Source organism: Pseudomonas sp. SMN11 (genome assembly GCF_052041945.1).
Classification (GTDB): domain Bacteria; phylum Pseudomonadota; class Gammaproteobacteria; order Pseudomonadales; family Pseudomonadaceae; genus Aquipseudomonas.
This window is the reverse complement of the sequence record NZ_JBKGGW010000058.1, coordinates 1-21,881: the sequence shown is the minus strand read 5'-3', so window position 1 is coordinate 21,881 and position 21,881 is coordinate 1. Positions and strand designations below refer to the sequence as shown.

The window sequence follows — 21,881 nt, the reverse complement described above, 5'->3', positions numbered from 1 at the left end:
GTTTGGCTTTCTCTGTCTTTTTGGGGGTCTTACCCGAAAAGAGGCCGGCGCTGACTTATGCAGGCTCTGGCTGTTTCTCCAACTCCAGGGTCCGGTCAAATAGCCGAACCAACTCCTCCTGATGGGTCACCCCCACCACCGTGCACCCCGGCAATTCCCGCCTGAGCATCACTAGCAACCCCCGTGCACTCTCCATATCCAACTGGCTGGTCGCCTCATCCAGGTACAAGGTATCGGGCCGGTAGACCAGCGCCAGCGCCAGGCTCAGCCGCTGCTGCTCACCCCCTGGAAGGTCTTGCTCCAGCTGTTGATCAGCACATTGATCTGCACCACCAGCAGCCCAAGGCCGATCACCGCTGCCAGCATCAGCCAGGCTGGCCATTGCTGGCGGCTGGCCCAGAACGGGCGGCTCAGGCGATAAAACGTACGCAGGGTTTTCACAGCGCCTGCTCCAGCGCCGCTGGCGATGGCAGCACGCGCAGTTGCACAACCGATAAAAATACGTTGGCTGTGCTGCCCTCTTCGCGGCTAAAGCCGCTCCCTCAGGTATTGCACCGAAATCAAAAGCGGTGCAGTACCTGTGGGAGCGGCTTTAGCCGCGAAGCAGGCGACTCGCTGTCAGAGCCTTACGCTGGCAAAGGTCGACTCGTTGCGCGCCTGGCTCAGCGCCGCCATTGGCCCGCTGTGCGGCGACAGGGTCAGGGCCTGCGGGATCGGCATCATCGCCACCTGCTGCGCAGTGTTGGAGCCAACACGCTCGTCACGCGGCGGAATGCCGAAGTACTCGCGGTAGCACTTGGAGAAGTGCGGGGTCGATACAAAGCCGCACACCGAGGCCACTTCGATGATCGACATCGGCGTCTGCTTGAGCAGCTGCCGCGCACGGATCAGGCGCAGCTTCAGGTAGTAGCGCGACGGCGAGCAATGCAGGTACTTCTGGAACAGCCGTTCGAGCTGCCGGCGCGACACCGACACGTACACGGCCAGTTCGTCGAGGTCGATCGGCTCTTCGAGGTTGGCCTCCATCAGCGCGACAATTTCCTGCAGCTTCGGCTGGTTGGTACCAAGCATATGCTTGAGCGGCACGCGCTGGTGGTCCTGTTCGTTGCGGATGCGCTCGTACACGAACATCTCGGAGATCGCCGCCGACAACTCGCGGCCGTGATCGCGGCTGATCAGGTGCAGCATCATGTCCAGCGGCGCGGTGCCGCCGGAGCTGGTGAAGCGGTTACGGTCGAGGGTGAACAGGCGAGTGCTCATGTTGACCCGCGGGAAGGCCTCCTGCATGGCTGCCAGGCATTCCCAGTGCACGCTGCAATCAAAGCCATCGAGCAGACCGGCGCAGGCCAAGGCCCAGCTGCCGGTGCACACTGCACCAAGGCGGCGCGATTGACGCGCCTGGGCTTGCAGCCAGGTGACATGCTCACGGGTAACGGTGCGCTGGATGCCGACACCACCGCAGACGATCACGGTGTCGATCGGCGGTGCGTTGTGCATGGCGGCATCGGGAGTGATCTGCAGGCCGTCACTGGCCCATACCTGGCCGCCATCGACGGTCAGCGTGTGCCAGCGGTACAGCTCGCGGCCGGACAGCTGGTTGGCCATGCGCAGCGGCTCCACGGCCGATGCCAGGGAAATCAGGGTGAAATTGTCCAAAAGAAGAAACCCGATGGACTGGGGGGCTGTGCGGTTCTGGGTTGGGTTCCCGGAGGTGTACGACGTCATCGCGATTTCTCCTCACACAAATGCAGGGCGTGCCTCAGGCGGGCACTGATTTCTTGTTATGGCCCCGGTTTCGTGTGCAGGGCTTGTTGCCAATCTCAACGCAAAGGCCGTGCCTGAAATTGAACGGCCATCCGAAAAAACCTGAAAACGACGCCTTCATTCGGCAAATCAGGCACTTCGAGCGAATTGGCAATTCTTCGCAAACCGCCGTGCTAGCGCCTTGCGTGTAACGACTGAGCAATTTGGTGACACGCGCAGTGTAAGTTGCCCAGAAACGACACTCTTGAGTGTCACCGACAATGCCCGCACTGATAGCGACATCCGACGACCGGCATGCACCAAACAGGCGCAATCGAGGGGCAGCGCGGTCATTGTGGGAGCGGCCTTGTGTCGCGAAAGGGCCGTAACGCGGCCCCAGAATTTCTGCCCTTACGCAAAAATAGCTGGGGCCGCGTTGCGGCCCTTTCGCGACACAAGGCCGCTCTTACAAAATCAAACTTGGTGAGGGGTGATCAACATTCAATGGCGCTGACCGCCAGGCCACCGCGCGAGGTTTCTTTGTACTTGTCATGCATGTCGGCCCCGGTGTCGCGCATGGTGCGGATCACCTGGTCGAGGGAGATGAAGTGCTCGCCATCGCCACGCAGGGACATCTGCACGGCATTGATCGCCTTCACCGCAGCAATCGCGTTGCGCTCGATGCAGGGCACCTGCACCAGGCCGCCGACCGGGTCGCAGGTCAGGCCAAGGTTATGCTCCAGGGCGATCTCGGCGGCGTTCTCCACCTGTGGCGGGGTCGCCCCCAGCACTTCGGCAAGGCCCGCAGCGGCCATGGCACAGGCCGAACCGACCTCACCCTGGCAACCGACTTCGGCACCGGAAATCGACGCGTTCTTCTTGCACAGGATGCCCACGGCAGCGGCGGCGAGGAAGTAGTCGACCACGCTGGACTCATTCACGGCATCGCTGAAGCGCATGTAGTAGTGCAGCACCGCCGGGATGATGCCGGCCGCGCCGTTGGTGGGCGCGGTGACCATGCGCCCGCCGGCGGCGTTCTCTTCGTTGACTGCCAGGGCGAAGAGGTTGACCCACTCCATGGCGCTCATGGTCGAGCCGATCACGTTGGGTTTGCCGATTTCCTGCAGGCTGCGGTGCAGCTTGGCGGCGCGGCGGCGCACGTTGAGCCCGCCGGGCAGCGTACCTTCGTACTTCAGGCCGTTGTTGACGCATTCCTGCATGGCTTCCCAGAGCTTGTGCAGGCCGGCGCGGATCTCTTCCTCGCTGCGCCAGACCTTCTCGTTGGCCATCATCAATTGCGACACGCTGAGGTCGTTTTGCTTGCACAGGCGCAGCAGTTCAGCGGCGCTGTTGAAATCGTACGGCAGCACCGTCTGGTCGGCATCCAGCACGCCGCTGGCGGCCTGGGCGGCGTCGACCACGAAACCGCCACCGACCGAGTAGTAGGTGTCGCGGTGCAGCTCGCCCTGGGCGCCTTCGGCGATCAAGGTCATGGCGTTGGGGTGGTATGGCAGGTTCTCGTCCAGCAGCAGCATATCGCGGGCCCAGACGAACTCGATGGGCAGGCGGTTATCCAGCTTCAGGGTGTTGGTTTCGCGCAGGTCGGCGATCCGCGGAACGATCTGGGTCGGGTCGATGGCGTCCGGCCATTCCCCCATCAGGCCCATGATGGTGGCGTTGTCGGTGCCGTGGCCGATGCCGGTGGCCGACAGCGAACCGTACAGCCGAACTTCGATCCGTTGCACCTGATCCAGCTCGCCGCGCTCACACAGGCCCTGGACGAACAAGGCGCCAGCACGCATGGGGCCGACGGTGTGGGAGCTGGAGGGCCCGACACCGATCTTGAACAGGTCGAACACGCTGATGGCCATTGTCGAATCACCTCTTGCTGGGCTTGTCTCTGCGCGCCATGCGCAGGGCGGGGCAACTGCTAGGCTGAAGCTGCGAGCCGCCACGAATGCACGCATCATCGGGCTTTTGCCTACCCCCTCGCCGTCTGCAACCGACGTACTTTTGTCCAGCAGCGCCGCAGCCTTTTCGGCCACCTGCGCGCCGCTTTCGAGCGGCCTGGTGACGCAAAAATGCGGCTACAGGGGTGGAAAAACTCATAAACGACATCGCCCGTACTGGATGCGACCCGTTCCGTACTGGTTACGACCCCACCAGTAGGCGATTGCCCGGCGCTGGAGGATTATCGAAAGCGACTCGTAAAGCACGGCCACGCAACCTGCCCTCTGCAGGCCTGGTCGACCGGACCCTGAGAAAGCCCGGCGACCCATGCGAACCCGAAGACAAAATCACAGGAGTCCATCCATGAAAGGTTCACCCTCGCTGTTGCTGGTTGCGATGCTGTCCGCGCCTCTGCTGGCCCAGGCCGCCGAGCCCGAGCAGTGCCAGACGGTACGCTTCTCCGATGTCGGCTGGACCGATATCACCGTGACTACGGCAACCACCAGCGTTGTGCTCGAAGCACTGGGTTACAAGACCCACACCACCATGATCTCGGTACCGGTGACCTACAAGTCGCTGGCCACCGGCAAGGACCTGGACGTGTTTCTCGGCAACTGGATGCCGACCATGGAGAACGACATCAAGCAGTACCGCGACGCCGGCACTGTCGATACCGTGCGCGCCAACCTGGAGAACGCCAAGTACACCCTGGCCGTACCTCAGGCGCTGTATGACAAGGGGCTCAAGGATTTCAGCGACATTCCCAAGTTCAAGAAGGAACTGGACGGCAAGATCTACGGCATCGAGCCCGGTAACGATGGCAACCGGACCATCCAGAGCATGATCGACAAGAACGCCTTCGGCCTGAAGGACGCCGGTTTCAAGATCGTGCAGTCGAGCGAGGCCGGCATGCTGTCGCAGGTAGACCGCGCGCAGAAGCGTGGCGAAGCGGTGGTGTTCCTGGGCTGGGAACCGCACCCGATGAACACCCGTTTCAAGATGCAGTACCTGACCGGCGGGGACGAGTTCTTCGGCCCCGATTTCGGCAAGGCCACAGTGCTGACCAACACCCGCAAGGATTATGTGCAGGAATGCAGCAACGTCGGCCAGCTCCTGAAGAACCTGTCGTTCGAGCTCAAGGATGAAAGCACCATGATGGGCTATGTCCTGGACGACAAGATGAAACCCGAGGCGGCCGCCAAGAAGTGGCTCAAGGACAACCCCGGCAAGCTGGATACCTGGCTGGCAGGCGTCACCACCGTGGATGGCAAACCCGGCCTTGAGGCGGCCAAGGCCAAACTCGCTCAATAACGCAATACGTCGTAGCGCTACCTCGGGGCGGGACCGTGCCCGCCCCGGACTGATTTCAATCTTTGCAGGTGGAAGCTCGCTATCATGCTTATCGATCAGAAAATACCCCTGGGCCAGTACATCGCGTCGTTCGTCGAATGGCTGACCCAGAATGGCGCGAACTACTTCGACGCCATTGCCCGAGGCCTGGAGTTCATGATTCATGGCGTCACCAGTGCCCTGACCTTCTTCAACCCGTTCGTGCTCATCTTCCTGTTCGCCGCCCTGGCGCATTTCATCCAGCGCAAGTGGGCACTGACCGCATTCGTCGCCCTTTCCTTCCTGCTGATCTTCAACCTGGGGTACTGGCAGGAAACCATGGAGACCCTGGCCCAGGTGACCTTCGCCACCGTGGTCTGCGTGGCCATCGGCGTGCCGCTGGGCATCGTCGCCGCGCACAAGCCAATGTTCTACACCGCCATGCGCCCGGTGCTCGACCTGATGCAGACCGTGCCGACCTTCGTCTACCTGATCCCTACCCTGACCCTGTTCGGTCTGGGCGTGGTGCCGGGGCTGATCTCGACGGTGGTGTTCGCCATCGCCGCGCCGATCCGCCTGACTTACCTGGGCATCTGCGACGTGCCGCAAGAGCTGATGGACGCCGGCAAGGCGTTCGGCTGCTCGCGTCGCCAGCTGCTCACCCGTATCGAACTGCCGCACGCGATGCCAAGCATCGCCGCCGGCGTCACCCAGTGCATCATGCTGTCGCTGTCGATGGTGGTGATTGCCGCTCTGGTGGGCGCCGATGGCCTGGGCAAACCCGTGGTCAACGCACTGAACACCGCTGATATTTCCCTGGGCTTCGAAGCGGGCCTGGCGATCGTGCTGCTGGCGATCATGCTCGACCGTATCTGCAAGCAACCGGAACTGCCGGTAAGGGGTGAAGCATGAGCATCATTCGATTCGAAGACGTCGACGTCATCTTCTCCAACAAGCCGCGCGAAGCACTGGCGCTGCTGGACAAGGGCCAGACCCGCGAACAGATCCTCAAGCAGACCGGCCTGGTGGTCGGTGTGGAAAAGGCCAACCTGGATATCAACAAAGGCGAGATCTGCGTGCTGATGGGCCTGTCCGGCTCGGGCAAGTCGAGCCTGCTGCGCTGCATCAACGGCCTCAATACCGTGAGCCGCGGCAAGCTGTTCGTCGAGCATGAAGGCAAGCATATCGACATTGCCCACTGCACCCCGGCAGAGCTGAAGATGATGCGCACCAAGCGCATCGCCATGGTGTTCCAGAAGTTCGCCCTGATGCCGTGGCTGACGGTGCGTGAAAACATCAGCTTCGGCCTGGAAATGCAGGGCCGCCCGGAAAAGGAACGGCGCAAGCTGGTCGACGAGAAGCTTGAGCTGGTCGGCCTGACCCAGTGGCGCAACAAGAAGCCGGACGAACTCTCCGGCGGCATGCAGCAGCGTGTGGGCCTGGCCCGGGCGCTGGCGATGGATGCCGACATCCTGCTGATGGACGAACCGTTCTCGGCCCTCGACCCGCTGATCCGCCAGGGCCTGCAAGACGAACTGCTGGGCCTGCAGGCCAAGCTTTCCAAGACCATCGTGTTCGTCAGCCATGACCTCGACGAGGCCCTGAAACTGGGCAGCCGCATCGCCATCATGAAAGATGGGCGGATCATCCAGTACAGCAAGCCGGAAGAGATCGTGCTGAACCCGGCCGACGAGTACGTACGTACCTTCGTCGCCCACACCAACCCGCTGAACGTGCTGTGTGGCCGCAGCCTGATGCGCAGCCTGGACAACTGCAAGCGGGTCAACGGCTCGGTGTGCCTGGACCCGGGTGGCGATTCGTGGCTGGACCTGGGTGAAGGGAATTCGATCAAGCGTGCTCGCCAGGGGCAGAACGGGCTGGACATGCAAAACTGGGTGCCGGGGCAGGCCGTTGAAGGCTTGGGCCGCAAGCCGACCCTGGTGCATGCCGACATTGGCATGCGTGAGGCGCTGCAGATTCGCTACCAGACCGGGAACAAGCTGGTGCTGCAGGAGAATGACAAGGTGGTGGGGATTCTTGGGGATACCGAGCTTTATCACGCCTTGCTGGGCAAGAATCACGGGTGATGCCTTTGGGGCCGCTTTGCGGCCCTTCGCGACACAAGGCCGCTCCTACAGGGGAACGCGTATCCCTGTAGGAGCGGCCTTGTGTCGCGAAAGGAGGGCAGAGCCCTCCCAGCATACTGTCAGCGAACGACAATCCCGCGGGAAGCCATGTAGGCCTTGGCCTCCGGCACCGTGTACTCGCCAAAGTGGAAGATACTGGCCGCCAGCACCGCGCTGGCATGCCCTTCCAGAATCCCGTCGGCCAGGTGCTGCAAGTTACCCACACCACCCGAAGCGATCACCGGAATCCCCAGCGCATCGCTGATGGCGCGGGTTACACCCAGGTCGAAACCGTTCTTCATGCCGTCCTGGTCCATGCTGGTCAGCAGGATCTCGCCGGCACCCAGGCCTTCCATCTTCTTCGCCCATTCAACGGCATCCAGCCCGGTCGGCTTGCGCCCGCCGTGGGTGAAGATCTCCCAGCGCGGTGCTTCACCTGGCCCGGACACCTTCTTGGCATCGATGGCGACGACGATGCACTGCGAACCGAATCGGTCCGCCGCCTCGCCGACGAACTCCGGGTTGAACACCGCGGCAGTGTTGATCGAAACCTTGTCGGCACCGGCGTTGAGCAGGTTGCGGATGTCCTGCACGGTGCGCACGCCACCGCCCACGGTCAGCGGGATGAACACCTGGCTGGCCATGCGCTCGACGGTGTGCAGGGTGGTATCGCGGCCATCGACGCTGGCCGTGATGTCGAGGAAGGTGATTTCGTCGGCACCCTGCTCGTTGTAGCGACGGGCGATTTCCACCGGGTCGCCGGCATCACGGATATTCTCGAACTTGACGCCCTTGACCACCCGGCCGTTGTCCACGTCCAGGCAAGGGATGATGCGCTTGGCCAGTGCCATGGTTCAGTCCTCAGCCTTGGTAGTTGTCGCAGAAGGCCTGGGCCTCGGCGACATCGAGGGTGCCTTCGTAGATGGCACGGCCGGTGATGGCGCCGATGATGCCCGGGGCCTTGGCGTCCAGCAGGGCCTTGATGTCGCCCAGGTTGTGGATGCCGCCCGAAGCGATGACCGGGATGCGCGTGGCTTCGGCCAGGGCTTTGGTGAAGGGCACGTTGCAGCCCTGCATCATGCCGTCCTTGGCGATGTCGGTGTAGACGATCGCCGAGACGCCATCGGCCTCGAAGCGCTTGGCCAGGTCGATGACCTGCACTGAGCTGACCTCGGCCCAACCGTCGGTGGCGACGAAGCCGTCTTTGGCGTCCAGGCCGACGATGACCTTGCCCGGGAACGCCTTGCACGCTTCGGCAACGAATTCAGGCTGTTTGACCGCTTTGGTGCCGATGATCACGTAGCTGACGCCAGCCTTGACGTAGTGCTCGATGGTTTCCAGCGAGCGGATGCCGCCGCCGATCTGGATCGGCAGGTTCGGGTAGCGCTTGGCGATGGCGGTAACCACTTCACCGTTGACCGGCTGGCCTTCGAAGGCGCCATTGAGGTCGACCAGGTGCAGGCGGCGGCAGCCACCCTCGACCCACTTGGCGGCCATGCTCACCGGGTCGTCGGAGAATACCGTGGAATCTTCCATGCGGCCCTGGCGCAGGCGCACGCAGGCACCGTCCTTCAGATCGATAGCGGGGATAATCAGCATCTTGGGAACCTGTCTGTTCTTGGGGGTTCAGGGCTTTTCGAGTGCCCACAGATCGCTTTCGATGCTCTCGAACCGCTCCTTGAGGTGCAGCTGAACATCGGCAATCGCCCTGTTGTAGTAATGGGGTGCAATTTCTTTGCTGAACAGCTCGAGGACCTCGGCCACCTCGAACGACCCGAGCTGCAGCTCGAAGCGGTCTTCCAGGAAGCGCTTGAGCGTGTCGAGCGCTTCGCGTTCCTCTTCGGGGGCCAGGGTGATGACCGGGGCCTTGGTCTTCGAACGGCTCATTTACCAGCGCCCGTCCCAGGCGACGAAGTTCTGCAGCAGCTGCAGGCCATGGGTATGGCTCTTCTCCGGGTGGAACTGCACGGCAAAGCGCGAGCCATCGGCCAGCGCGGCAGCGAAGTCGACGCCATAGTGGCCGCGGCCGACTACCTGGCCAGGCTTGCCGGCATTGATGTAGTAGCTGTGCACGAAGTAGAAGCGCGCACGGTCGGAAATATCGTGCCACAGCGGGTGGTCGATGGTCTGGCTGACTTCGTTCCAGCCCATGTGCGGCACTTTGAGGTGCTCGCCGTCTTCTTTCAGGTCTTTGCCGAAGAAGCGCACCTGGCCAGGGAACAGGCCGATGCAATCGACACCGTCGTTCTCTTCGCTATGATCGAGCAGCGCCTGCATGCCGACGCAGATGCCGAGGAACGGGCGGTCCTGGCTTACTTCGCGGACCAGGCTGTCGAAGCCCAGGCGGCGGATTTCGGCCATGCAGTCGCGGATCGCGCCCACACCCGGGAACACCACGCGGTCAGCTTCGCGGATTACCGCGGCGTCGCTGGTGACCAGCACCTTGCCGGCGCCGACGTGCTCGAGCGCCTTGGCCACCGAGTGCAGGTTGCCCATGCCATAGTCGATTACGGCTACCGTCTGCATTTACAGGCACCCTTTGGTCGACGGCATCTGCCCGGCCATGCGCTCGTCGAGGGTCACGGCCATGCGCAGCGCGCGGCCGAAAGCCTTGAACACGGTTTCGATCTGGTGGTGGGTGTTGTGGCCACGCAGGTTGTCGATGTGCAGGGTTACCAGGGCGTGGTTGACGAAGCCCTGGAAGAACTCCTGGAACAGGTCGACATCGAAGCCGCCAACGGTAGCGCGGGTGTAAGGCACATGCATCTGCAGGCCAGGGCGGCCGGAGAAGTCGATGACCACGCGCGACAGCGCTTCGTCCAGCGGCACATAGGCATGGCCGTAGCGGAAGATGCCTTTCTTGTCGCCGATGGCCTGGGCGAATGCCATGCCCAAGGTGATACCTACGTCTTCGACGGTATGGTGATCGTCGATATGCAGGTCACCCTTGCACTCGATATCCAGATCGATCAGCCCATGACGGGCGATCTGGTCCAGCATGTGTTCAAGGAAAGGCACACCGATATCGAATCGGGCCTTGCCACTGCCATCGAGGTTGATCGAGCACTTGACCTGGGTTTCCAGGGTATTGCGCTCGACGGAAGCCTTACGTTCGACCATCACCAGCTCCGCAAAATCATTGGGCGAAAAGGGCTCTATTATAGGCCCAGAACGCGCCAGCTTGAAACGCGGATGACATATGGCATGGCAAGGAATTGCGGGGCCGGACAGGCCTACAGGTCTATACAACCGGGGTATTGGGGCTGCTTTGCAGCCCATCGCGACACAAGGCCGCTCCCACAGGGACCGTGCAACCCTGAAGCTCATGCGGTCCATGTGGGAGCGGCCTTGCGTCGCGAAAGGGGCGCAAAGCGCCCCCCATGAAACTACATCAATGAAACAGGACAGCAGTCTTCTGAAGGGTAATCCACACCCCCCAGGCCAGCGGCACGACCACCAAAGCCCAGGCTAGCAACACCAGCGGCAGGCTACCTGGTGCGGCGTGCCACTCCAGCGAACGCGCACCGTCAGCGCCTTTGTCGTGGCTCAGCGCACGTTCGGCAGCCAGTTCAGCATCGGTCATGAAGTACTTGTCGGCCACCGGGCGGATCAGCAGGTTGCAGATAAAGCCCAGCACCAGCAGGCCGGCGAGGATGTACAGGGTCATGTCGTAGGCCGCTGCACGCTCCACACCCGCCGCCAGCTGGTACTCGCGCAGGTAGGTGATCAGCACCGGGCCCAGCACGCCTGCCGCAGCCCAGGCGGTCAGCAGGCGACCGTGGATGGCACCGACCATCTGCGTGCCGAACAGGTCGGCAAGGTAGGCCGGTACGGTGGAGAAGCCACCGCCGTACATTGACAGAATTATGCAGAACGCCGCCACGAACAGCGCCACGTTACCCAGGTGGCCCATGTTCGGCACCAGGCTATAGAGGCCGACGCCCAGGGCAAAGAAGGCGAAGTAAGTGTTCTTGCGGCCGATGTAGTCGGAGAACGAGGCCCAGAAGAAGCGGCCGCCGATGTTGAACAGGCTCAGCAGGCCGGTAAAGCCGGCGGCGATGGCGGCGATCTGCGCCAGTTGCGCGGCGTTCAGCTCGCTGAAGCTCAGCTCGTTGCCCAGCAGCTTGCCTGCGAACACTTCCTGCAGCAGCGGCGACGCCATGCCGAGGATGCCGATACCGGCCGAAACGTTAAGGCACAGCACCAGCCATACAAGGGCGAACTGCGGGGTTTTCCAGGCAACGCTGACGTGCACGTGGCGGTCGGTGACCATGCCATTGCCGGCTTTTTTCACCGGGGCAGTCCAGCCTTCAGGTTTCCAGCCGGTCGGCGGTACGCGGTAAGCCAGGGCGCCAGCGGTCATGAACACGAAGTAGATCGCGGCCATGGCGACGAAGCTCTGCCACACGCCCACCTCATGTTCGTTGCCGAAATGGCCCATCAACGCGGTGGCCAACGGTGCGCCCACCATGGCGCCACCACCGAAGCCCATGATCGCCATGCCGGTGGCCATGCCGCGCTTGTCCGGGAACCACTTGATCAGGGTCGAGACCGGCGAAATATAGCCCAGGCCCAGGCCGATACCGCCGATCACACCGGAACCCAGCCACATCAGCCACAGCTGGTGGGTCTTCACGCCGATCGCCGAGATCAGCATGCCGCCACACCAGCACAGTGCCGAAACCAGGCCGGCCTTGCGCGGGCCGGCATGCTCCAGCCATCCGCCGAGTACTGCGGCCGAGCAGCCGAGGAAGACGAAGAACAGGGTGTAGATCCAGCTCAGCATCGAGATCGGCCAGTCGCATTCGGCGCTGAACATACGGGCGATGAAGCCCATGTCTGCCGAACAGGCAACTGGCGCGGTGATGCCGATGGCTTGCGACAGTGGCAGCCAGAACACCGAGAAGCCGTAGGCCATGCCGATGCACAGGTGGATGGCCAAAGCGGCCGGCGGGACCAGCCAGCGGTTGAAGCCCGGGCGGGCGATGATGCGCTCCTTCGACAGGAAGCTCGGCGCGCTGGCCGCCCCCCCTGCCGTGATGGTACTGCTCATGGATTCGATCCTTTTGTAGGTAGACAGTGCTGGCGGTTGGAATCCCGGGCTCTTGTTCTCGCACGCAGGGCGAATTGGCCTTTTCCCTGGGTAACGTCCGCGACAATGGGTCGCGGCCGCTCCGCAAAGCGGCACAAGGGTACCAGTTCGCAGATGACATGAAAGCAATCTGATATCGTTATTTTTTGCGCGGCTGAATCGGTATTTCTGTGCTGGATGCTTCGCGGGTACACCCGCTCCCATAGGTAATGCACAGCTCTCAAAACCTGTGATGACCCTGTGGGAACGGGCTTGCCCGCGAAGAATCCAGCACCGAAGGAACTGTCAAAACCACAATTGTCGAACCCTCAAATCACCAGGTTCGCCCTGCATCGCTAGTCGAATACACGGGACCCACCCCTGCGGCGCTATACTCAGCCGTTCGGAATTCACACTACGGACTACAAGGACTCGCCCATGAAAGCGTTCGGCAAAATCCTGGGACTTGGGCTTCTCGGGTTGCTGCTGATCATCGTGGCCCTGGGCTTCGCCCTGACCCACCTCTTCGATCCCAACGACTATAAAGACGAGATCCGCCAGTTGGCGCGCGACAAGGCCCACGTCGAGCTGACCCTCAACGGCGACATTGGCTGGAGCCTGTTCCCCTGGCTGGGCCTGGAGCTGCACGAAGCCAGCATCGCCACCCTGACCAAACCCAAGGAACCGTTCGCCGACCTGCAGATGCTCGGCCTCTCAGTGCGCGTGCTGCCATTGCTGCGCCGCGAAGTGCAGATGAGCGATGTACGCGTCGAAGGCCTCAACCTGACCCTGGCGCGTGACGAAAATGGCCACGGCAACTGGGAAGACATCGGCAAGCCGCTACCGGCTGCAGCCGACGGCACTGCCAACGCCCCTGCCCAGGCACCTGCCGAGCAGCCCGCCAAACCTGCCGAAAGCAGCAGCGAGCGCGCGGTGAAGCTCGACATCGACAGTCTCACGGTGAACAACGCCCGGGTCTACTACAACGATGCCAAGAGCGGCCAGAGCTACAGCGCCGAAAGCATCCAGCTGAGCACCGGTCCAGTCCACGAAGGCACCAACATCGCCCTCAAGGCCAGCGCCTTCCTCAGTGCCAGCCAGCCGGCCATCAAGGCCCGCACCGAGCTGGCCGGCGAACTGCGCTTCGACCGCAAGCTCAAGCGCTACAACTTCGAAGACCTGCGCCTGAACGGCGAAACCTCGGGCGAACCTACCGGCGGCAAGACCGTCACCTTTGGCGCCCAAGGCCAGTTGCTGGTCGACATGGGTGCCAACGTGGCCTCGTGGAACAGCCTGAAGGTCTCGGCCAACCAGCTGCGCGCCCTCGGCGAGCTGAACGTGCGTGAACTGGACAAGACCCCGCAACTGAGTGGTGGCCTGTCCATCGCCCAGTTCAACCTGCGCACCTTCCTCGACGGCATCGGCCATCCGCTGCCGGCCACCACCGACCCTGCCGCGTTCGGCAAGCTGGAGCTGGTAACCCGCCTGCAAGGCACGCCGACCAGCCTGACTCTCGCCGACCTGGCCGTGAAGCTGGACGACACCACGTTCACAGGCCGTGTGGCCATCGAAGACTTTGCCAAACAGGCCCTGCGCCTGCAGCTCAAAGGCGACAAGTTCGACGCCGATCGCTACACGCCGGCCAAGAGCGAACAGGCCAAGGGTGCAACTGCCGCACGCCAGGCCGAGGTCCAGCAACAGGAATCCACCGCCGTGGCCGCTGCCGGTAGCTCGCCGCTGCCCAACGCCCCGACCCAGGTGGCCTGGAGCGATGACAAGCTGCTGCCGGTCGACCGCCTGCGCGCACTCGACCTGCAGGCCGACCTGGCCTTCGGCTCGCTGACCCTGGACAAGCTGCCGATCAGCGACGCTCAGCTGCAGGCCACAGGCCAAGGCGGCCTGCTGACCTTGCAGGCCCTCCGTGGCGGCCTCTACAACGGCACTTTCGAAGCCAAGGGCAACCTCGACGTACGTCCTGCCGTGCCACAGCTCGGTATCAACACCAAGATCAACCGGGTACCGGTCGAGCACTTCATCAAGGCCGAAGGCAAGGAGCAGACGCCACCGGTCAAAGGCCTGCTGACCCTGACCAGTGATCTGACCGCCACCGGTAACAGCCAAAAGGCACTGGTCGATACCCTCAATGGCAGCGCAAACTTCGCCATCAATGACGGCGTGCTGGTCAACGCCAACCTTGAACAGCAACTCTGCCAGGCCATCGCCACCCTCAACCGCAAGACCCTGAGCGGTGAGCCGCGCGGCAAGGACACCCCGTTCGAAGAACTGCGCGGCAGCCTGGTGATTCGCAATGGCGTGGCCAGCAACCCGGACCTCAAGGCACGTATCCCGGGCCTGACCGTAAACGGCCATGGCGACCTCGACCTGCGCGTGTTGGGCATGGACTACAACATCGGCGTGATCGTCGAAGGAGACCAGCGCGCCATGCCCGACCCGGCCTGCCAGGTCAACGAACGCTTCGTGGGCGTGGAAGTGCCGCTGCGCTGCCGCGGCCCGCTGGAACTCGGTGCCAAGGCCTGCCGCCTGGACCAGGATGGCCTGGGCAAGGTCGCGGCCAAGCTGGCCGGCAACCGCCTGAAAGACAAGATCGATGAAAAACTCGGAGACAAAGTGAGCCCAGAACTGAAAGACGCGCTCAAGGGGCTGTTCAAGCGATGACCCCCACGCAGTTCTCCAGCGCCGTGCTGGATTGGTACGACCAGCACGGTCGCCACGACCTGCCCTGGCAACAGGGCATCAACCCATACCGCGTATGGGTGTCGGAAATCATGCTGCAGCAGACCCAGGTCAGCACCGTGCTGAACTACTTCGACCGCTTCATGCAGGCCCTGCCGACCGTGCAGGCCCTGGCCGAAGCGCCGGAGGACGAAGTGCTGCACCTGTGGACCGGCCTTGGCTACTACACCCGCGCCCGCAACCTGCAGAAAGCGGCGAAGATCGTCGTCGAGCAGCATGGCGGCGAATTTCCGCGCAGCGTCGAGCAGCTCACCGAACTGCCCGGCATCGGCCGCTCGACCGCAGGGGCCATTGCCAGCATCAGCATGGGCATCCGCGCGCCGATTCTCGATGGCAACGTCAAGCGCGTGCTGGCCCGCTACACCGCCCAGGCCGGCTACCCCGGCGAGCCCAAGGTGGCCAACCAGCTGTGGGCCACGGCCGAGCGTTTCACCCCGCAGCAGCGCGCCAACCACTACACCCAGGCTATGATGGACATGGGCGCGACGCTGTGCACGCGCAGCAAGCCCAGCTGCCTGATCTGCCCGTTGCAGCGCGGCTGCGAAGCGCACCTGCACGGCGAGGAGACTCGCTACCCCGAGCCCAAGCCACGCAAGGCGCTGCCCCAACGACGCACGCTGATGCCGCTGCTGGCCAACCACGAAGGCGCCATCCTGCTTTACCGCCGCCCATCCAGCGGCTTGTGGGGCGGCCTGTGGAGCCTGCCGGAGCTTGACGATATCGCGCAGCTCGACGACCTCGCCTACCAGCACGGCCTGCGCCTGTCCGAAAGCCGCGCACTGGACGGCCTGACCCACACCTTCAGCCACTTCCAGCTGGCGATCGAGCCCTGGCTGGTACGTGTCGACCCGCTCGGCCAGCACGTGGCCGAGGCCGACTGGCTCTGGTATAACCTCGCCACCCCGCCGCGCCTGGGCCTCGCCGCCCCGGTCAAGAAGCTGCTCAAACGCGCGGCCGACGAACTGATTGCAGGAGAAGCCCGATGACCCGCACCGTGATGTGCCGCAAGTACAAAGAAGAACTCCCAGGTCTGGACCGCCCGCCCTACCCCGGCGCCAAGGGCCAGGACATCTTCGACCACATCTCGGAGAAAGCCTGGGAAGACTGGAAGAAACACCAGACCATGCTGATCAACGAAAAGCGCCTGAACATGATGAACGGCGAGGACCGCAAGTTCCTCCAGGGCGAGATGGACAAGTTCTTCGCCGGCGAGGAATACGCCCAGGCGGAAGGCTACGTTCCACCCTCCGAATGACCCCATGAAACGTAAGCGACGGAATTAATTTAAAATTTTTTCAAAAAGTCGTTGACGGGCCGTCAGAAAATCTATTTAATTCACCTCGTCGCCCAGATAGCTCAGTCGGTAGAGCAGAGGATTGAAAATCCTCGTGTCGGCGGTTCGACTCCGTCTCTGGGCACCACCTTCAAGCTTCTGGTGGTTGCAAAGTTACCCGAAGCGACAACAAGAAACCCGCCTAGTGCGGGTTTTTTGTTGTCTGGGATTTACTGCCCTGCCCCTCCGCCGTTGACCGGTATCAACAAGCCCTTTCTCGCTCAGACTCAAAATTGCAGGTGGACATTCGACACCACCTCGCAAGGACCTCCATGAGCGAAGAAGCCACCCTCCTGCTCCCCGCCCCCGACGCATCCTCTACTCGCGTCCCGGCCACTCCACGCACACGCCGCCCTCGCCAGCGTAAACCCGAGCCCACCATCACTCAGGTCAGCCAGGCCCCTACCGCGCTTGAAGTGGCCAGCGCGCCGAAGGGCAGCAACGAAGACAGCACCTCGGCGCGCCTGCCGGCCAGCTACCCGTACCGCACCCGTCTGCGCCGCCAGGATTACGAGAAGGCCAAGCACGCCCTGCAGATCGAACTGCTGAAGGTACAAAGCTGGGTAAAGGAAACCGGCCAGCGCGTGGTGATCCTGTTCGAGGGGCGTGACGCGGCGGGCAAGGGCGGCACCATCAAGCGTTTCATGGAGCACCTTAACCCGCGGGGCGCACGGATTGTCGCGCTGGAGAAGCCTTCCGAGCAGGAGCTGGGGCAGTGGTATTTCCAGCGCTACATCCAGCACCTGCCCACGGCGGGCGAAATGGTCTTCTTCGACCGCTCCTGGTACAACCGCGCCGGGGTCGAGAAGGTGATGGAGTTCTGCTCGCCGCTACAGTACCTGGAGTTCATGCGCCAGGCACCGGACCTGGAACGGATGCTGTGCAACAGCGGCATCCTGCTGTTCAAGTACTGGTTCTCGGTTAACCGCGAAGAGCAGTTGCGCCGCTTCATCTCGCGCCGGGACGACCCGCTCAAGCACTGGAAGCTGTCGCCCATCGACATCAAGTCACTGGACAAGTGGGAAGACTACACCGCAGCCAAGGAAGCGATGTTCTTCCATACCGATACTGCCGATGCACCATGGACGGTGATCAAGTCGGACGACAAGAAGCGCGCGCGGATCAACTGCATTCGGCACTTCCTGCATTCGCTGGATTACCCGGGCAAGGACCACCGCGTGGCACATGCGCCGGATGAGCTGTTGGTCGGCCGGGCATCGCGGGGGTTCGAGGAGGACGAGCCGACAACGCCCGCCAGTTGAATCACCCGGGCTGCTGCGCTTCAATACGCGCAATTTCCGGACACCCCAAGGATTCACCCCATGGCCACCCCAACCAAGCAACAGAAACGCGCCAAGCGCGCCGCCAGCAAAGCCAAGCAGAACCGCATGGTGCGCAGCGGCCAGGCGGTCAAGGCCAGCGCCGGTGACAGCGCCAGCATCGAGCAGGTGTTTAACAAGGCCATGGAGACCGACAGCTACAAAGAGCTGTTCGACAAGATGAAAGCCGCACAGGAAACCAGCCTGGTGGCGATGATCTCGGTGTTCCTGGTCGACCCGCTGCTGGCCTTGGTACTCAAGGGTCACAAGGAAGAGCACGCCACCGACTACATCGTGCTGGTGTTCAACGCCTACCGCACCTGGCTCGACGGCGCCGACGAAGACACTACCATGGCCTGGCTGGAGAGCGATGAGTTCCAGGAAGCCTACATCGCCGCGTCCGAGCTGGTGGCCAAGCAGCAGCAACAGCAGAAGCAGTTCGGCTGACCGGGCCATGTAACCTGCCCTGGCCCTTTCGCGGGTAAACCCGCCCCCACAGGGTCACCACAAGCTCCGAGACTGTGCGGTCCCTGTGGGAGCGGGGTTACCCGCGAAGAGGCCAGAACAGTCAATAAAAAAAGCCGCGCCCTACACGGGGCGCGGCCTTTTCATTTCAAGCAGCGCGGATCAGTTATCCAGCGCCACCCGACCGGCAGCTTCACGCTTGCGATGCACCAGCAAGCCAGCCGCCACCACGCCAATGCTCAGCAGCGCAGTCGCGATGATCTCCGCACGGTGATCCTCACGCAGCGCCATCACCGCCAGCACGGCTACGATAAAGGCGATGGTCGCCCAGGTCAGGCCCGGGAACAGCCACATCTTGAAGGCAATTTTCTCGCCACGCGCCTCACGCTGGCTGCGCATGCGCAGCTGCGAAATGGCAATCACCAGGTACACCAGCAGCGCGATGGCGCCGGAGCTGGCCAGCAGGAACTCGAACACCTGGGCCGGGGCCACGTAGTTGGCGAACACGCAGAGGAACGCGGCAGCGGTCGACAGCAGCACGGCCACATGCGGGGTAGCCGCCTTGGTGGTGCGCTGGGCGATGGCCGGGGCGTCGCCGCGCTTGCTCAGCGAGAACAGCATGCGCGACGAGGTGTACAGCGCCGAGTTCAGGCAGCTGGTCACGGCGACCAGTACGACGATGTCGACGATCAGCTTGGCGTTCGGCACACCGATGCGGCTCAGCACGGTCTGGTAGGAACCCACTTCGGCCAGCGCCGGGTCGTTCCACGGCACCAGGGCCACGACCAGGAAGATCGACACCAGGTAGAAAAGGCAAATACGCCAGATCACCGAGTTAGTAGCGCGGCTGATCTGCTTGCCTGGGTCTTTCGATTCGGCTGCAGCGATGGTGACGATTTCGGTACCCATGAACGAGAACATGGTGGTCAGCATGGCCGCCAACACCGCGCCCAAGCCGTTAGGCATGAAACCCTGGGTATCGAACAGGTGCGAAGCGCCGCTTACCTGGCTGCCAGGCGCGAAGCCGAACATGGCGATGCAGCCGACAACGATGAAGCCGATGATCGCCAGCACCTTGAGCAGGGCAAACCAGAATTCGAACTCACCATAGTTCTTGACGCTGCACAGGTTGGTCAGGGTCAGCGCAAGGGTGATAAGAAGAGAGAAGGCCCACAGGTCCACGGACGGGAACCAGGCATGGAGAATGGCTGCGGCGGCGTTGGCTTCCAGCGGGATGACCAGCACCCAGAACCACCAGTACAACCAGCCGATGGTGAAACCGGCCCAGCGGCCAATGGCGCGGTCGGCATAAGTAGAGAACGAACCGGTGTCCGGCGAGGCGATCGCCATTTCACCGAGCATGCGCATTACCAGTACCACCAAGGTACCCGCGGCGGCGTAGGCCAGCAGCACGGCCGGGCCGGCAGCTGCGATAGCGTGGCCGGAACCTACGAACAGACCGGCGCCGATAACGCCAGCAATGGACAGCATGGTGACATGCCGTTGTTTGAGCCCCTGAGCGAGGTCATTGGAATTGTTACCGCTCATTAAAACTACCTTTGTAAGGAGTGGACCACTCCGACTGCGGGAACAGAGCGCGCCTGGGGTTGACCTAGGCGTCGCTGCAATCGGCGCATTCCTACTGGCAATTACCGCGCCATGTGCTGAATGCATTCGTCAGATCGATATCGGGAGCCTTATACGACGCGGGTTGCAGGGCATTCGGCCAATCCTTGACCGAAAGGTCGCCAAATCCCCATGCCAACTCCAGATTACGGAAATACCCACTTACAAACGCACCAAAGGTGCTCCCCGGTAACACCCTTGCACCAGTGCAAAGCATAAAAGTGCAACCCAAAGGTACAACCTGCCACCCCCGGATCTCCTGGCCGAAGTCGCACCCGCAGGTGCGAGGCAGAGCTGCAAATGGCCCGCGAATGGTCTAAAACAGCTTCCCAGTGCTGGCCAAAACTGGCACCATCGCGCCTTTTTTCATCAAGGCTATGGAGCTGGGCGAGACCCTTTGCGGACATCTGCGCGACGTTGCACTGCAACGATGCGACAAACTGCCCCGGCAACGCCTTGAGCCCCCTGCGACCCTGTTGGCCGTCATATTGCCGCTATGCTAGCGTGGCGCTCGCCAGGAAGGCCGCCAACAGCTGGGAACGCACCCGATCACATGAGGACCGCACATGGCCCAGGCCACGCCCGCGCTGGAAATCCGCAATCTGCACAAACGCTACGGCGAGCAGGAAATTCTCAAGGGCATTTCGCTGACCGCGCGCGACGGTGACGTGATCTCCATCCTGGGGTCGTCCGGCTCCGGCAAGTCCACCCTGCTGCGCTGCATCAACCTGCTGGAAAACCCCCACCAGGGCGAAATCCTCGTTGCCGGCGAAAGCCTCAAGCTCAAGGCCGCCAAGAACGGCGACCTGATCGCCGCCGACAATCGCCAGATCAACCGCCTGCGCAGCGAGATCGGCTTCGTCTTCCAGAACTTCAACCTGTGGCCGCACATGTCGATCCTCGACAACATCATCGAGGCGCCACGCCGCGTGCTCGGCCAAAGCAAGGCCGAGGCCATCGAGGCCGCCGAAGCGCTGCTGAACAAGGTCGGCATCTACGACAAGCGCCACAGCTACCCCGCCCAGCTTTCCGGTGGCCAGCAACAGCGCGCCGCCATCGCCCGCACCCTGGCCATGAAGCCCAAGGTCATCCTGTTCGACGAGCCGACCTCGGCGCTCGATCCGGAAATGGTCCAGGAAGTGCTTAACGTTATCCGCGCACTGGCCGAAGAAGGCCGTACCATGCTGCTGGTGACGCACGAGATGAACTTTGCCCGCCAGGTGTCCAGTGAAGTGGTCTTCCTGCACCAGGGCCTGGTTGAAGAGCAAGGAACGCCGCAGCAGGTCTTCGAGAACCCGAATTCGGCGCGTTGCAAGCAATTCATGTCCAGCCACCGCTAACGGAGCAATACATGCACACTTACAAGAAGTTCCTCCTGGCAGCCGCTGCCACGCTGGTGATGTCGGCAAACGCCATGGCCGCGGAAAAACTGCGCATGGGTATCGAAGCCGCCTACCCACCGTTCAACAACAAGGATGCCAGCGGTAACGTCGTCGGCTTCGACAAGGACATCGGCGACGCCCTGTGCGCCAAGATGAAGGTCGAGTGCTCGGTGGTCACCTCCGACTGGGACGGCATCATCCCGGCCCTGAACGCCAAGAAGTTCGACTTCCTGGTGTCGTCGCTGTCGATCACCGACGAGCGCAAGCAGGCCGTCGACTTCACCGACCCGTACTACTCAAACAAGCTGCAGTTCATCGCGCCGAAGAATGTCGACTTCAAGACCGACAAGGACTCGCTCAAGGGCAAGACCATCGGCACCCAGCGCGCCACCCTGGCCGGTACCTACCTTGAAGACAACTTCCCGGGCGTGGACGTGAAGCTCTACGACACCCAGGAAAACGCCTACCTTGACCTGGTTTCCGGCCGCATCGACGGCATCCTCGCCGACAAATACGTGCAGTACGAGTGGCTGAAGAGCAAGGACGGCATGAACTACGAGTTCAAGGGCGACCCGGTGATGGACAGCGACAAGATCGGCATTGCCGTGCGCAAGGGTGATACCAAGCTGCGCGACGATCTGAACAAAGCCCTGGCAGAAATCAAGGCTGACGGTACGTACAAGAAGATCAACGACAAGTACTTCCCATTCAGCATCGAATGATCCGCCCTGACTTGGGGGGAACCCGGGGAGAAAAAGACCAAAAAAAACCACCCCCAAACAC

General features: G+C 62.4%; 20 protein-coding genes and 1 tRNA gene. 11 read left to right on the top strand and 10 right to left on the bottom strand.

Going from position 1 to position 21,881, the window contains the following annotated elements; all coding sequences use genetic code 11:
* Window positions 1–264: 264 nt before the first annotated feature.
* The 3 genes from ACLEJU_RS27730 to ACLEJU_RS27720 all read right to left on the bottom strand — a co-directional run bounded on the left by ACLEJU_RS27730 (window position 265) and on the right by ACLEJU_RS27720 (window position 3,614).
* A complete protein-coding gene (locus ACLEJU_RS27730) occupies window positions 265–441 on the bottom strand; it encodes a hypothetical protein (RefSeq protein WP_435425597.1) in 177 nt (58 codons plus the stop codon).
* Window positions 442–618: 177 nt separating this feature from the next.
* Window positions 619–1,725, bottom strand: a complete 1,107-nt coding sequence (locus ACLEJU_RS27725; protein ID WP_435425596.1) for a GlxA family transcriptional regulator — start codon at window positions 1,723–1,725, stop codon at window positions 619–621.
* A 512-nt stretch (window positions 1,726–2,237) separates the two neighbouring features.
* On the bottom strand, window positions 2,238–3,614 hold the full coding sequence (locus ACLEJU_RS27720) for an L-serine ammonia-lyase (protein WP_435425595.1): 1,377 nt from the start codon (window positions 3,612–3,614) through the stop codon (window positions 2,238–2,240).
* A 442-nt stretch (window positions 3,615–4,056) separates the two neighbouring features.
* Between ACLEJU_RS27720 and ACLEJU_RS27715 the strand changes: the two genes are divergently transcribed.
* From ACLEJU_RS27715 to choV, 3 genes are all read left to right on the top strand, one after another.
* Window positions 4,057–5,004, top strand: coding sequence for a choline ABC transporter substrate-binding protein (locus ACLEJU_RS27715; RefSeq protein ID WP_435425594.1), 948 nt, complete (start codon window positions 4,057–4,059; stop codon window positions 5,002–5,004).
* 81 nt (window positions 5,005–5,085) lie between these two features.
* Complete coding sequence (gene choW / locus ACLEJU_RS27710) at window positions 5,086–5,934, top strand: choline ABC transporter permease subunit (protein WP_435425598.1); 849 nt, start codon at window positions 5,086–5,088, stop codon at window positions 5,932–5,934.
* The gene (choV, locus tag ACLEJU_RS27705) at window positions 5,931–7,109 is read left to right on the top strand and encodes a choline ABC transporter ATP-binding protein (protein ID WP_054886704.1); all 1,179 of its coding nucleotides are present in this window, start codon (window positions 5,931–5,933) and stop codon (window positions 7,107–7,109) included. Before choW ends, choV begins: the two co-directional genes overlap by 4 nt.
* Before the next feature lie 119 nt (window positions 7,110–7,228).
* Here choV and hisF read toward each other — a convergent pair whose 3' ends face one another.
* The 6 genes from hisF to ACLEJU_RS27675 all read right to left on the bottom strand — a co-directional run bounded on the left by hisF (window position 7,229) and on the right by ACLEJU_RS27675 (window position 12,201).
* Window positions 7,229–7,999, bottom strand: a complete 771-nt coding sequence (hisF, locus tag ACLEJU_RS27700; RefSeq protein WP_011536177.1) for an imidazole glycerol phosphate synthase subunit HisF — start codon at window positions 7,997–7,999, stop codon at window positions 7,229–7,231.
* A 10-nt stretch (window positions 8,000–8,009) separates the two neighbouring features.
* Window positions 8,010–8,747, bottom strand: a complete 738-nt coding sequence (gene hisA, locus ACLEJU_RS27695) for a 1-(5-phosphoribosyl)-5-[(5-phosphoribosylamino)methylideneamino]imidazole-4-carboxamide isomerase (RefSeq protein WP_003255731.1) — start codon at window positions 8,745–8,747, stop codon at window positions 8,010–8,012.
* 27 nt (window positions 8,748–8,774) lie between these two features.
* Window positions 8,775–9,035 carry a DUF2164 domain-containing protein gene (locus ACLEJU_RS27690; protein WP_060512242.1) on the bottom strand — a complete coding sequence of 87 codons (261 nt, stop codon included), beginning with the start codon at window positions 9,033–9,035 and terminating at the stop codon, window positions 8,775–8,777.
* Window positions 9,036–9,674, bottom strand: coding sequence for an imidazole glycerol phosphate synthase subunit HisH (gene hisH / locus ACLEJU_RS27685; RefSeq protein WP_060512243.1), 639 nt, complete (start codon window positions 9,672–9,674; stop codon window positions 9,036–9,038).
* Entirely contained in the window at window positions 9,675–10,268 is a 594-nt protein-coding gene (gene hisB, locus ACLEJU_RS27680; protein ID WP_027917570.1) for an imidazoleglycerol-phosphate dehydratase HisB, read from the bottom strand. It lies immediately after the preceding gene.
* 271 nt (window positions 10,269–10,539) lie between these two features.
* Window positions 10,540–12,201, bottom strand: a complete 1,662-nt coding sequence (locus ACLEJU_RS27675) for an OFA family MFS transporter (protein WP_435425351.1) — start codon at window positions 12,199–12,201, stop codon at window positions 10,540–10,542.
* A gap of 456 nt (window positions 12,202–12,657) precedes the next feature.
* Between ACLEJU_RS27675 and ACLEJU_RS27670 the strand changes: the two genes are divergently transcribed.
* From ACLEJU_RS27670 to ACLEJU_RS27645, 6 genes are all read left to right on the top strand, one after another.
* Window positions 12,658–14,895: an AsmA family protein gene (locus tag ACLEJU_RS27670; protein WP_435425350.1), complete on the top strand. Its 2,238-nt coding sequence runs from the start codon at window positions 12,658–12,660 to the stop codon at window positions 14,893–14,895.
* On the top strand, window positions 14,892–15,959 hold the full coding sequence (mutY, locus tag ACLEJU_RS27665; RefSeq protein ID WP_435425349.1) for an A/G-specific adenine glycosylase: 1,068 nt from the start codon (window positions 14,892–14,894) through the stop codon (window positions 15,957–15,959). The genes ACLEJU_RS27670 and mutY overlap by 4 nt, the downstream gene beginning before the upstream one ends.
* Window positions 15,956–16,228 carry an oxidative damage protection protein gene (locus ACLEJU_RS27660; protein WP_400723745.1) on the top strand — a complete coding sequence of 91 codons (273 nt, stop codon included), beginning with the start codon at window positions 15,956–15,958 and terminating at the stop codon, window positions 16,226–16,228. Before mutY ends, ACLEJU_RS27660 begins: the two co-directional genes overlap by 4 nt.
* 90 nt (window positions 16,229–16,318) lie before the next feature.
* Window positions 16,319–16,394, top strand: a tRNA-Phe gene (locus ACLEJU_RS27655).
* Window positions 16,395–16,578: 184 nt separating this feature from the next.
* The gene (gene ppk2, locus ACLEJU_RS27650; RefSeq protein ID WP_435425348.1) at window positions 16,579–17,568 is read left to right on the top strand and encodes a polyphosphate kinase 2; all 990 of its coding nucleotides are present in this window, start codon (window positions 16,579–16,581) and stop codon (window positions 17,566–17,568) included.
* Window positions 17,569–17,628: 60 nt separating this feature from the next.
* Window positions 17,629–18,072: a hypothetical protein gene (locus tag ACLEJU_RS27645; RefSeq protein WP_027917576.1), complete on the top strand. Its 444-nt coding sequence runs from the start codon at window positions 17,629–17,631 to the stop codon at window positions 18,070–18,072.
* 180 nt (window positions 18,073–18,252) lie between these two features.
* Here the strand turns inward: ACLEJU_RS27645 and gabP are convergent, their stop codons facing one another.
* On the bottom strand, window positions 18,253–19,638 hold the full coding sequence (gabP, locus tag ACLEJU_RS27640) for a GABA permease (protein ID WP_435425347.1): 1,386 nt from the start codon (window positions 19,636–19,638) through the stop codon (window positions 18,253–18,255).
* 644 nt (window positions 19,639–20,282) lie between these two features.
* Between gabP and ACLEJU_RS27635 the strand changes: the two genes are divergently transcribed.
* Both ACLEJU_RS27635 and ACLEJU_RS27630 read left to right on the top strand, forming a co-directional pair.
* Window positions 20,283–21,056 (top strand): ABC transporter ATP-binding protein, encoded by a 774-nt coding sequence (locus ACLEJU_RS27635; protein ID WP_435425346.1) that lies wholly within the window; start codon window positions 20,283–20,285, stop codon window positions 21,054–21,056.
* Window positions 21,057–21,067: 11 nt separating this feature from the next.
* On the top strand, window positions 21,068–21,820 hold the full coding sequence (locus ACLEJU_RS27630) for an ABC transporter substrate-binding protein (RefSeq protein WP_435425345.1): 753 nt from the start codon (window positions 21,068–21,070) through the stop codon (window positions 21,818–21,820).
* Window positions 21,821–21,881 lie beyond the last annotated feature (61 nt).

Excerpts from the sequence above, each read along its gene's own strand:
- hisA (WP_003255731.1), bottom strand. The coding sequence starts at position 8,747 with ATGCTGATTATCCCCGCTATCGATCTGAAGGACGGTGCCTGCGTGCGC.
- ACLEJU_RS27630 (WP_435425345.1), top strand. The coding sequence starts at position 21,068 with ATGCACACTTACAAGAAGTTCCTCCTGGCAGCCGCTGCCACGCTGGTG.
- ACLEJU_RS27720 (WP_435425595.1), bottom strand. The coding sequence starts at position 3,614 with ATGGCCATCAGCGTGTTCGACCTGTTCAAGATCGGTGTCGGGCCCTCC.
- ACLEJU_RS27725 (WP_435425596.1), bottom strand. The coding sequence starts at position 1,725 with ATGACGTCGTACACCTCCGGGAACCCAACCCAGAACCGCACAGCCCCC.
- mutY (WP_435425349.1), top strand. The coding sequence starts at position 14,892 with ATGACCCCCACGCAGTTCTCCAGCGCCGTGCTGGATTGGTACGACCAG.
- ppk2 (WP_435425348.1), top strand. The coding sequence starts at position 16,579 with ATGAGCGAAGAAGCCACCCTCCTGCTCCCCGCCCCCGACGCATCCTCT.
- ACLEJU_RS27670 (WP_435425350.1), top strand. The coding sequence starts at position 12,658 with ATGAAAGCGTTCGGCAAAATCCTGGGACTTGGGCTTCTCGGGTTGCTG.
- hisB (WP_027917570.1), bottom strand. The coding sequence starts at position 10,268 with ATGGTCGAACGTAAGGCTTCCGTCGAGCGCAATACCCTGGAAACCCAG.
- ACLEJU_RS27660 (WP_400723745.1), top strand. The coding sequence starts at position 15,956 with ATGACCCGCACCGTGATGTGCCGCAAGTACAAAGAAGAACTCCCAGGT.
- choV (WP_054886704.1), top strand. The coding sequence starts at position 5,931 with ATGAGCATCATTCGATTCGAAGACGTCGACGTCATCTTCTCCAACAAG.
- ACLEJU_RS27645 (WP_027917576.1), top strand. The coding sequence starts at position 17,629 with ATGGCCACCCCAACCAAGCAACAGAAACGCGCCAAGCGCGCCGCCAGC.
- ACLEJU_RS27690 (WP_060512242.1), bottom strand. The coding sequence starts at position 9,035 with ATGAGCCGTTCGAAGACCAAGGCCCCGGTCATCACCCTGGCCCCCGAA.
- hisH (WP_060512243.1), bottom strand. The coding sequence starts at position 9,674 with ATGCAGACGGTAGCCGTAATCGACTATGGCATGGGCAACCTGCACTCG.
- gabP (WP_435425347.1), bottom strand. The coding sequence starts at position 19,638 with ATGAGCGGTAACAATTCCAATGACCTCGCTCAGGGGCTCAAACAACGG.
- hisF (WP_011536177.1), bottom strand. The coding sequence starts at position 7,999 with ATGGCACTGGCCAAGCGCATCATCCCTTGCCTGGACGTGGACAACGGC.
- ACLEJU_RS27675 (WP_435425351.1), bottom strand. The coding sequence starts at position 12,201 with ATGAGCAGTACCATCACGGCAGGGGGGGCGGCCAGCGCGCCGAGCTTC.
- ACLEJU_RS27635 (WP_435425346.1), top strand. The coding sequence starts at position 20,283 with ATGGCCCAGGCCACGCCCGCGCTGGAAATCCGCAATCTGCACAAACGC.
- ACLEJU_RS27715 (WP_435425594.1), top strand. The coding sequence starts at position 4,057 with ATGAAAGGTTCACCCTCGCTGTTGCTGGTTGCGATGCTGTCCGCGCCT.